The sequence below is a fragment of the Luteimonas lutimaris genome, from assembly GCF_039537065.1.
Classification (GTDB): domain Bacteria; phylum Pseudomonadota; class Gammaproteobacteria; order Xanthomonadales; family Xanthomonadaceae; genus Luteimonas; species Luteimonas lutimaris.
Genome location: NZ_BAAAZU010000001.1, coordinates 74,966 through 84,678 on the forward strand (window position 1 = coordinate 74,966; position 9,713 = coordinate 84,678).

At 72.2% G+C, this 9,713-nt stretch carries 12 protein-coding genes; 6 read left to right on the forward strand and 6 right to left on the reverse strand.

All coding sequences use genetic code 11. The annotated features are described in order from the left end of the window. Positions 1-305: 305 nt before the first annotated feature. Both ABD679_RS00320 and ABD679_RS00325 read left to right on the forward strand, forming a co-directional pair. Complete coding sequence (locus ABD679_RS00320) at positions 306-1,037, forward strand: SDR family oxidoreductase (protein WP_344757929.1); 732 nt, start codon at positions 306-308, stop codon at positions 1,035-1,037. 142 nt (positions 1,038-1,179) lie between these two features. After that, on the forward strand, positions 1,180-1,647 hold the full coding sequence (locus ABD679_RS00325) for a tRNA (cytidine(34)-2'-O)-methyltransferase (RefSeq protein WP_425561812.1): 468 nt from the start codon (positions 1,180-1,182) through the stop codon (positions 1,645-1,647). Positions 1,648-1,667: 20 nt separating this feature from the next. Here the strand turns inward: ABD679_RS00325 and ABD679_RS00330 are convergent, their stop codons facing one another. After that, a complete protein-coding gene (locus tag ABD679_RS00330) occupies positions 1,668-2,291 on the reverse strand; it encodes a PadR family transcriptional regulator (RefSeq protein WP_344757930.1) in 624 nt (207 codons plus the stop codon). A 307-nt stretch (positions 2,292-2,598) separates the two neighbouring features. Here ABD679_RS00330 and ABD679_RS00335 point away from each other — a divergent pair, with 307 nt between their 5' ends. Then, positions 2,599-3,183: an OmpO family porin gene (locus ABD679_RS00335; RefSeq protein ID WP_344757931.1), complete on the forward strand. Its 585-nt coding sequence runs from the start codon at positions 2,599-2,601 to the stop codon at positions 3,181-3,183. Positions 3,184-3,282: 99 nt separating this feature from the next. Here ABD679_RS00335 and ABD679_RS00340 read toward each other — a convergent pair whose 3' ends face one another. The 5 genes from ABD679_RS00340 to ABD679_RS00360 form a co-directional block, all read right to left on the reverse strand. Further along, positions 3,283-4,320: an NAD(P)H-dependent glycerol-3-phosphate dehydrogenase gene (locus tag ABD679_RS00340; RefSeq protein WP_344757932.1), complete on the reverse strand. Its 1,038-nt coding sequence runs from the start codon at positions 4,318-4,320 to the stop codon at positions 3,283-3,285. 6 nt (positions 4,321-4,326) lie between these two features. Further along, positions 4,327-4,863 carry a protein-export chaperone SecB gene (secB, locus tag ABD679_RS00345; RefSeq protein WP_344757933.1) on the reverse strand — a complete coding sequence of 179 codons (537 nt, stop codon included), beginning with the start codon at positions 4,861-4,863 and terminating at the stop codon, positions 4,327-4,329. Between the two features lie 93 nt (positions 4,864-4,956). After that, a complete protein-coding gene (locus tag ABD679_RS00350; RefSeq protein WP_344757934.1) occupies positions 4,957-5,400 on the reverse strand; it encodes a rhodanese-like domain-containing protein in 444 nt (147 codons plus the stop codon). A 79-nt stretch (positions 5,401-5,479) separates the two neighbouring features. Continuing rightward, the gene (locus tag ABD679_RS00355; RefSeq protein WP_344757936.1) at positions 5,480-5,890 is read right to left on the reverse strand and encodes a hypothetical protein; all 411 of its coding nucleotides are present in this window, start codon (positions 5,888-5,890) and stop codon (positions 5,480-5,482) included. Positions 5,891-5,945: 55 nt separating this feature from the next. Continuing rightward, the gene (locus ABD679_RS00360) at positions 5,946-6,410 is read right to left on the reverse strand and encodes a YiiD C-terminal domain-containing protein (RefSeq protein WP_344757937.1); all 465 of its coding nucleotides are present in this window, start codon (positions 6,408-6,410) and stop codon (positions 5,946-5,948) included. 68 nt (positions 6,411-6,478) lie between these two features. On the opposite strand from ABD679_RS00360, the gene ABD679_RS00365 reads away from it, so the two are divergent. The 3 genes from ABD679_RS00365 to ABD679_RS00375 all read left to right on the forward strand — a co-directional run bounded on the left by ABD679_RS00365 (position 6,479) and on the right by ABD679_RS00375 (position 9,653). After that, positions 6,479-7,270: a uroporphyrinogen-III synthase gene (locus ABD679_RS00365; RefSeq protein WP_344757938.1), complete on the forward strand. Its 792-nt coding sequence runs from the start codon at positions 6,479-6,481 to the stop codon at positions 7,268-7,270. Positions 7,271-7,321: 51 nt separating this feature from the next. Beyond that, entirely contained in the window at positions 7,322-8,305 is a 984-nt protein-coding gene (locus ABD679_RS00370) for a uroporphyrinogen-III C-methyltransferase (RefSeq protein ID WP_425561813.1), read from the forward strand. A gap of 91 nt (positions 8,306-8,396) precedes the next feature. Then, positions 8,397-9,653, forward strand: a complete 1,257-nt coding sequence (locus ABD679_RS00375; RefSeq protein WP_344757939.1) for a heme biosynthesis HemY N-terminal domain-containing protein — start codon at positions 8,397-8,399, stop codon at positions 9,651-9,653. Positions 9,654-9,713 lie beyond the last annotated feature (60 nt).

Here is a 9,713-nt window from a genome sequence, read left to right on the forward strand (position 1 = left end):
GAGTTGAGACTGGGACTGGGGACTGGAGGTCATCCCTTTGCCGTCATTCCCGCGAAAGCGGGAACCCCAGTCCCCCTTGTGACGGAAACCGCGTCCGGCGGAATGCCACTGGCTGACCAGACAGTCGTCTGTTGAGAGCCCCGCTTTCGCGGGAATGACAGTCCCGGAGCAGCCACGCTTTCCCCGGGTCCCGAGTCCCGAGTCCCGGGTCCCGGGTCCCGAGTCCCGCGTCCCGCGTCCCGAGTCCCGAGTCCCGCGCCCCCAGCCCCACCTCCTCCTCATCCCCCACCTGCCACAATCCCCCCATGACCACCCGCACCTGCCTTGTCACCGGCGCCAACCGCGGCGTCGGCCTGGAATTCGTCCGCCAGCTGCTGGCGCGCGGCGACCGCGTCGTCGCCACCTGCCGCCAGCCGGGGCGGGCGACCGCCCTCAACGCACTCGCCGGCGACCACCCCGGCCGCCTGCACGTGCTGCCGCTGGACGTGGCCGAGCCCAAGTCGCATGCCGCGCTGGCGGCCGAGCTGCCGCTGGCACTGGGCGAGGACGGCCGCCTCGACCTGCTGGTCAACGGCGCCGGCGTCCTGCATTCGGGCGAGCGCTTCGGCAAGGTCAGCGCCGCAATCCTCGAAGACAGCTTCCGCACCAACGCCGCCGGCCCGTTTCTGCTCACCCAGGCACTGGCGCCACTGCTGGCCGACGCCCGTCCTGAGCAAGGCCGAAGGGGCGCGCGGGTGGCGAACCTGTCCTCGGAACTGGGCTCGATTGCCGGCGCCGGCCGCTTCGGCACGCCCAGCTACTGCATCAGCAAGGCCGCGCAGAACATGGCCAGCGTCCTGCTCGCGCATGCGCTGCGCGAGCGCGGGATCGTGGTCGTCGCGCTGCACCCGGGTTGGGTGCAGACCGACATGGGCGGCCCGGACGCAACGGTGCCGGCGGCCGACTCGGTGCGCGGGTTGCTGGACGTGATCGACGGCCTGGCGCCGGAAGACAGCGGCAGCTTCCGCGACTGGCAGGGTGAGGCGCTGCCCTGGTAATCCGAGGGCAGTGACCTGCGGTGACCCGCAGGGGGTGCTTTCACCCGCGGTATCCTCCCCACCCCGCGCCGTTGTCGGCGTTATGCGACCGCAGGTCGTATCAACGGCGACAGTTATTCCCGGCGCCCGCGCCGGGATAACAGTGTTCGACGTCATCCTCCATCAGCCTGAGATCCCGCCCAATACCGGCAACGCGATCCGCCTGTGCGCCAACACCGGCGCGCGACTGCACCTGGTGCGGCCGCTGGGATTCGACATGGACGATCGCCAGTTGCGTCGCGCCGGCCTGGATTACCACGAATACGCGCGCGTGCAGGTGCATGATTCGTTCGCCGATGCCCTGGCCGCGATCGCGCCGCCGCGATTGTTCGCGCTGAGCACCCGCAACACGGTGCGCTACGACACGCCCCGCTACGCCGAGGGCGACGCCTTCCTGTTCGGCAGCGAGACCGCAGGCCTGCCCGCGGACGTGCTCGCCACCGTCCCGGACGCCCGACGCCTGCGCCTGCCGATGCAACCGGACAACCGCAGCCTCAACCTGTCCAACGCGGTGGCGGTGATGGTGTTCGAGGCGTGGCGACAGCTGGGGTTTGCGGGCAGCGGCCCCTGAGAGCCGCCGCCCGGCGCGCGTCAGGCCGCGCCGTCCCTGATCCGCACGGCCGCCTGCTCCAGGATGGCGCGGATGCGCTCGGCCTCGGCGGCGTCCCAGTGCCCGCGCCGTTCCATCAGCGCATGTCTCAGCTCATGCATGGCGCGGCGAAGCAGCATCGGCGCACGCCGGCGCGACATCGCCCTGGCGGTGGTTTCCATGCGCGCCATCACCGCTTCGACGGCCTCGCGGTTGGCGTCGAGGAACGCACGCCCGTCATCGGTGATGACGTAGCGCTTGCGCCCGCTGGTGCCATCTTCATCGACGCGCGCGTGGCCCATCTCCTCGAGCAGGGTCAGGGTGGGATAGACCGCGCCCGGACTGGGGGCATAGGTGCCCTCGAACATGTCCTCGATGGTGCGGATCAGCTCGTAGCCGTGGCGCGGCTGCTCTGCGATCAGGGACAGCAGCACCAGCTTGAGGTCGCCGTGGCCGAACACGCGTCCGGCACCCGGCCCGCGGCCATGGCGGCCACCGAAGCCGAAGTCGTCGCCGTCGAACCGGTCGCCGGCATCGCGATGGCCGCGGCGGCCCGCCAGCTCGCGCAGGATCCCCGCGCCGAAGCGGCGCTCGCGGTGGCCATGGAAGGAATGGTGGTTGTGCATCTGTATCTCCGATATGTCTTTAGTAACAGTCTTAAGATATATCTCAATTGATGTTGAAGCAAGTTTCTGTATCCGGCGCTTGCTGGCGGGCGTGCGCCGGGATGGGCGCCGGGCGTGCCACGACAGGCGCGGCCCGGAAAAGTTCCTGTACTGTCAAGTTCACTATTCAGCGTGCGTTGTCCACGCGCGCGGACAATGCGCGGCACCGGCCCAGGCGTCGTCGCCGTTTCCCCGACGGTCTCTCTCCCTCCCCCGACGCCTGGCCGGCCCTTTACCCAGAACAAGATTTCCAAAGAAGGGTCCCCCGATGAAAACTTCCCTGATTGCCGCCGCGCTGCTGGCGGTCCCCGCGCTCGCCCTCGCCACGGCCGCTTCGGCCGCCGACGGCGTGTCCTACAACTACGTGCAGGGCGGCTATACCGCCACCAACGGCGACAATGATTTCGACGCCGATGGCTGGGCCGTCGACGGCTCGGTCGCCGTGCATCCGAATTTCCACCTGTTCGGCGCGTTCAACCAGCAGGAAATCGACCACACCAACATCGACGTCGACCGCTGGCGCGCCGGCGTGGGCTACAACCACGAAGTCTCGCCGCGCACCGACCTGCTCACGCGCATTGCGTACGAGAAGTTCGACGCCGGCCATGGCGCCGATTTCGACGGCTACAGCATCGAAGCCGGCGCCCGCGCCGCGCTGACGCCGGCCCTCGAGGGTTACGCGCTGGCCGGTTACGAGAACTACGACAGCAAGGGCCTGCTCGCCGACGACAGCAACTTCTACGGCCGCCTTGGCGCGCAGTGGAAGTTCAACGCGAACTGGGGCCTGAGCGGCGACGTCAAGTTCTCCGACGGCGACACCGAGTGGTTCGTGGGTCCGCGCCTGACCTGGTAAGCGCACCTGCGCGATGGAACGAAAAAGCCCGGCTGGAAACAGCCGGGCTTTTTCTGTTTGCGACTGGCTGGAGTTGCCGCAGCCACCGGACGCGAAGCGTCAGCGGCCGCCGGTCCCGAACATGTCCGGCGGATACTCGGCCTTCTGCTCGCGCGCCAGCAGGCGCTGCAGGCCTTCGGCAGGGGTGATCACGCCGTGCAGCACGTCGCGCACGTTGCTGGCGATCGGCAGCTCCAGCCCGTGGCGGTCGGCCAGGCGCATGACTTCGTTGGCCGTCTGCACGGATTCGACCACCTGGCCGATCTCGCGCACCGCGTCGTCCAGCGTCTGTCCGCGGCCGAGGGCAAGGCCCAGGCGGCGGTTGCGCGACAGGTCGCCGGTGCAGGTCAGCACCAGGTCGCCCAGGCCCGCCAGGCCCATCAGCGTTTCGGCGCGGCCGCCGATCGCGGCATTGAGCCGCAGCATTTCGTTGAGGCCACGGGTGATCAGGCCGGTGCGGGCGTTGAGGCCGAGTTCCATGCCGTCGGCGGCCCCGGTGGCCACGGCCAGCACGTTCTTCATCGCCCCGCCCAGCTCGGCGCCGCGCATGTCGCTGCCGGTATAGGCGCGGAATTCCGGGCCGTGCAGCACGTCGGCGACCTGCTGCACGAACGCGGTGTCCTCGCCCTGCACGGTCAGCGCGGTCGGCAGGCCGAGCGCGACTTCCTTGGCGAACGACGGCCCGGTGACCACCGCCAGCGGCACGCCGGGACCGAGCAGTTCGCCGGCGACTTCATGCAGGAAACGTCCGGAACCGGGTTCGAAACCCTTGGCCGCCCACGCCACGCCGGCATGCGCCGGGCGCAATGGCGCCAGCGCGCGCAGGGTTTCGGTGAACGCGTGCGACGGCACCACCACCAGCACCAGGTCGGCGCCGCGCACAGCGGCGGCAAGATCCGTGGTGGCGCGCAGGCCGTCCGGCAGGGCGATGCCCGGCAGGTAGCGCGGGTTTTCGTGGCGGCTGTCGATGGCCTCGACGACCGCCGCGTCACGCCCCCACAGGACGGTGGAGTGCCCGTGGCGGGCGATCAGCGCGGCGAGCGCAGTGCCCCACGATCCCGCCCCGAGGACGGCGACCGCCGATGTCGCTCCCGCCATGGCAGGTCAGGCGTTGCCGGCCGGCTCGCTGCCGGCGAGATCGGCGTCGCCGCCTTCTTCGCCCTTGGCCTGCTGCTCGGCGCGCTGGCGCAGGCTCTCGGCGTACAGCGCCTCGAAGTTGATCGGCTGCAGCAGGAACGGCGGGAAGCCGCCGGCCTGGATCAGGTCGCCGATGGTCTGGCGCACATAGGGGTACAGGACGTTGGGGCAATGGGTGCCGAGGATGGCGTCGAGCGCGGCATCGTCGAAACCGGTCAGGCCGAACACGCCGGCCTGCTGGACTTCGGCCAGGTAGGCGGTCTTGTCCTCGCCGATGGTGCAGGTCAGGGTGACGCCGAGCACGACTTCGAAAGCCTTGTCATTCAGGCGCTGCACGCGCTGGTTGAGATTCATCTGCAGCTGCGGCTGGGCCTGCTCGTTGAACACGCCCGGCGCGCCGGGGGCTTCGAAGGACACGTCCTTGACGTAGATCTTCTCGACGCTGAACTGCGGACCGTTCTGGTTGGGCGCGGCGGCGCCGTTGCTGACGGGCTGGTCGGACATGTCGGAACTCCGGAAAAATAGGAAAAATGGCGGGAAAGGGGTCGATTATGGCACGCAGTGCGCCGGGCGCCCCGCTGCGACCCAGCCCCTGGCTCAGCCCTTGGCGCGGCCCTTGACCAGCGGCAGGTCGGCCTGCTGCCAGCCGGCGATGCCGCCGTCGAGTACGTGCACGTGTTCGAACCCGGCCTTCTTCAGCCGCTTGGCGGCCGTGCCCGCGGTCTGGCCGGTCTTGCAGACCAGGACCACCGGCAGCGCCCTGGCCGGTGCCAGCTGCTTGTTCTCGGGATCGAACTGGCTCATCTGCACGTTCTTCGAGCCGGGGATGTGGCCCTTCTCGAAGTCCGCGATCGGGCGCAGGTCCACGACCAGTGCGTTGTCGCGGTTGACCAGCGCGGTCAGGCCGGCCGGCGGCAACGCCTTGTAGCCGCGGAACAGGCGCGCGACCTCGTTGACGATGATGGCGATGGTCAGGCCGACCAGGGCGATCGACAGGAGCTGGTTGCGGCCGGCGAAGGCCAGCAGTTCTTCGAGGTTCACGGGGCAGGCAAGGGCCGGAATGCGGCCGGCGATTGTCGCACAGCGCGGCCGCCGCGACGGACCCGGCGCGGGCCCGCGGCTACTCGCCCGCCCACAGGTCGGGCAGGCCGCTGGTCTGCCACCAGGCCTTGGCCGCCTCGTCGTAGTGCCAGCGCTCGGTGTAGCGCATGCCGCGCTCGGTCATGGTGTGCCTGTTGATCACGCCCAGGTCGATCTCGCGCACGACGTCGCCATCGGCCAGGACCTGCTCGCCCAGGTCGTGGTAGCGGGAGATGCCGACGTGCTGGTAGCGCTCGAACTCCACCGGCGTCATCGGGTGCGCCTTGCGGTACTCCGGGTCGACCAGGTTCCAGGCGCCCTCGAAGTCGCCCCAGCGGATCGCGGCCGACCATGCGTACTGGGCTTCGTGCAGCTTGTCGCCCTTGCCGGTGCTGGCGCAGCCGGCGGCCAGCAGCACGAGGGCGACGGCCAGCCATCCGTGTTTCAGCATCCGCATCGTGTGTCCTCCCGGGTCCGGCGTGGCGGCAAGGGTAGCAACCCCGGCCTCAGCCGTGCCTGCGCGCGATGGCGACGAAGCGGGCGCGGCAGGTGGTGGCCGCGCCGCCGTCGGGCAGCGGCACCGTCGCGACCAGGGTCGCGCGGGCGCGGCCGCGCTCGCGCAGGGTGGCGATGAAGTCGTCCCAGGACTGGCCTGCGTCGAGGCGCGCCTGCGCGCGCAGGTCGGCGAACAGCGGCGCCAGGTAGCGCACCTCGCTGTCGGCGACGAACACGTCCGCGTCCAGCCCGGCCTGCTGCACGTGCAGCGTCACCAGTCCCCAGCCGGCCAGGGTCAGCAGCGACACCAGGCTGCCGCCGAAGGCGCAGCCCTTGTCGTTGACGTGCAGGGCCAGCGGCGCCTCCAGGACCAGCGTGTCGCCGTCGTAGCCGGCCACGCGCAGTTGCATCGAGGCGACGGGCGGCATGGCCTGGTAGTGCGCGTCGAGCGCGCGCAGGGATTCCTCGAGCGGCAAGGGCGTGGTCCTCGGCGGTGGCGTGGTGCGGGCTTGCGGCTGCCACGGCGACCGCCCAAGCTCCCCGCATGCGCGACCGTCCGACGACTTCCACCGCCCTGGGCGGATGCTACGTCATCTCGCTGCGGCCGGTGGGCGGCCACGCGACGGTGCGGCGCATGGCCGCCGCGCTGGGCGCACGCACGCTGGCGCTGTCGCCGTGGAAGCTGGTCGCGCGCGACGATCGCGACACCCGCGCCCGGCTGCGCGCGGCATTGGCCGCCGACTGCGTGCTGGCGACCAGCCCGGCCGCGGTACGCGCCGCACATGCGCTGCAGCCGCTGCGGCGGCGACGCGGGCAGGCCTGGCTGGCGGTCGGCGCCGGCACCGCCGCGGCGCTGCGGCGCGCTGGCGTGGACGACGTTGCCGCGCCTGCGCGCATGGACAGCGAAGGCCTGCTCGCGCTGCCGGAACTGCAGGGCCTGCGCGGCCGCCGCGTCGGCATGCTCACTGCCCCCGGCGGCCGCGGCCGCATCGCGCCCGCGTTGCGCCGCCGCGGCGCGCAGGTGCTGCGTGCCGACGTGTACGAACGCGTGCCGGTGCCACCCGCACCGCGCGCACTCGCCGCGCTGCGGGCGCTGCGGGCGCCGGCATGGCTGCTGCTGAGCAGCGGTGAAGCGCTGGCGCGCGTGCTCGACGCGCTGCCCGAGGATGCGCTCGCCGTGCTGCGCCGCGCGCGCGTGGTCGCGGCCAGCGAACGCCTCGCCGGACTGGCGCGCGGACACGGCTGGGACGACATCGTCGTCGCTGCCAGCGCGCGCCCATGCGACCTGCTCGACGCCGCTGCACACGCCGTACCGACGGCCCGGAAACGTCGCTGATCCGCTAGCATTCGCGCCATTCCCGACGATCGTCGCTGCCGGCTCCGCACAGTGGATACACCTCCGCCCACCGCTTCCACCACGCCACGCCGGCGCGGGGCATCGGCCCTGTTTTGGCTGGTGCTGCTGCTGGTACTCGCCGCCGGCGGCTGGTTCGGCTGGCAGGCCTGGCAGGCGCGCGCGCAGCAGGAACACGACATCGAGGCGCAGGCCGCGCAGCGCATCGACGCGCTGGAACAGCACCTGGCCACCCTGCAGCAGGAACAGCGCACGCAGGCCGGGCGCCTGCAGCGCGCCGACGCCACCAACCGCGTGCTGCGCGAGGAGCTGCTCGGCGTCGGCCAGCGCGCCGCGCTGCTCGAGGACAGCGTGTCCGAACTGGCCGACCCGCAGCGCAGCGGTGCGCAGGCGCTGCGCCTGGACGAACTCGAACTGGTGCTCGGGCTGGCCCGGCAGCGGCTGCTGCTGGCCGCCGACCTCGACGGCGCGCGCCGCGGCTACGCGCTGGCCGCCGGCCTGCTCGACGGCATCCACGACCCCGCCTGGCTGAGCCTGAAGCAGACGCTGGCACAGGAGCGCAGCGCGCTCGACGATCTGGGCGCGGACCCGCGCGCGATCGCGGCCGGGCGGCTGCAGGCCTTCGCCGCCTCGCTGCCGCCGCTGCCGGTCACCGTTGCCGCACGCGACGATGCGGCGCAGCCGTGGTGGCGACGCGCCTTCGCCCGCGTCATCGACGTGCGCCACGCCGACACCGCGGTGGCGATCGAACCGGGCGACCGCGCCGCCGGCCTGGCCGCGCTGCAGCTTGAACTCACACTCGCCCAGGCCGCCGCCGAACGCCGCGACCGCGACGGCTACCGCCAGGCGCTGGCACGCGCCGACGGCTGGACCACGCGCCTGTGGCCGGACACCCCGCAGCGGCGCGAACGCCGCGAGCGGCTGCGCGAACTGCGCGCGCTGCCGCTGGCGGTCGACCTGCCGACGCTGGGCACCACGCTCGACCAGCTGCGCGCGATGCGCGCGTCGTCGCGCTGACGCGCGCGGAAGCGGTTCGAATCGGTTCAGCGCCCCGATGCCGGGTTCACGCCGCTCGCGGTAGGGTACGGACACCTTCGGAGGGCGTGCGATGAACCTGTTCCGCAACCTGCTGTTCTGGATCGTGCTGGCGCTGGTCGGCGCCCTGCTCGCGCAACTGCTGCTGGCCGATCCGGGCTACGTGCTGGTGCGCTATCGCGGCATGGACTACACCACCACCGTCGCCGCCGGCGTGCTGATCGTGGTCGCGGCGCTGTTCGCGCTGTGGCTGCTGTGGAAGCTGGTGACGCTGCCGTTCCGCGCCTGGCGCGGGCACCGCGACCGGCAGTCGCGCGCGCGCCTCGGCGGTGGCCTGGAAGCCCTGCACCACGGCCACTACGCGCGCGCGCAGAAGCTGCTGGAACAGGCCGCGGCCGACGACGACACTGTCGCCGGCGTGGCCCGCAGCGCCGCGGCGCAGGCGGCGCTTGCACGCGGCGACAGCGCCGCGGCGCGCACGCAGGTCGACGCGATGGGCGAGCGCCACGCCGCCTCGCGCGCGATCACCGCCGCCGAGATCGCGCTCGCCGACGGCCGCCCCACCGATGCGCTGGTCGCGCTCGACGCCCCGGCCGCGCAGCCACTGCCGCCGCGCGGGCTGGCGCTGCGCGCCGATGCCCTGGCGGTCTCCGGGCAGGGCGCGCAGGCCTACGGCATGCTCGGCCCGATGCGCCAGCAGCAGGCGCTGCCCGAGGCACGCCTGGCCGAACTGGAAACGCACTGGGCCGAGGCCGCGCTGCACGAGGCCGACGACGCCAACGTGCTCGCCGACCGCTGGGAAGCCCTGCCCAAGGCGCTGAAGTCCGAGCCGCACGTGGTGCTGGCCTACGCCGACCGCGCCGCCGAACTGCGCTGGGAAGACGCGGCGACCCGGAGCATCGAACAGTCGCTCGACGCGCGCTGGGATGAAACCCTCGCCGCGCGTTACGGCACCCTGCCGGTCGCGCATCTGGAGCAGCGCCGCGGCAACGCCGAGCGCTGGCTGCAGTCGCACCCCGCCAGCCCCGCGCTGCTGCTGACGCTGGCGCGGCTGGCGCGCGCGCAGGGCCAGTGGCCGCAGGCGCAGGACTACCTGCACCGCGCACTGGCGCAGGGCGCCGGCGGCGAGGCGTGGGAGGAATTCGGCCACGGCTTTGCCGCCGCCGGCGACGACGCCAGCGCGCGCATCGCCTACGCCAACGCCCTGCGCGCCGCGCGCGGCGAAGCCGCCGAAGAACTCCCCGCCCGCCGCGACCTGCGGCAGACCATCTATGACCGCGCCGTGATCGAGGAGCGCGACGAGCACGGGATGCCGCGGCTGCGCGAGTAATCCGCGGCGGACCACGGCGCACGGATCACGGCTTTCGTTCGCAGGAGCGGCGGAAGCCGC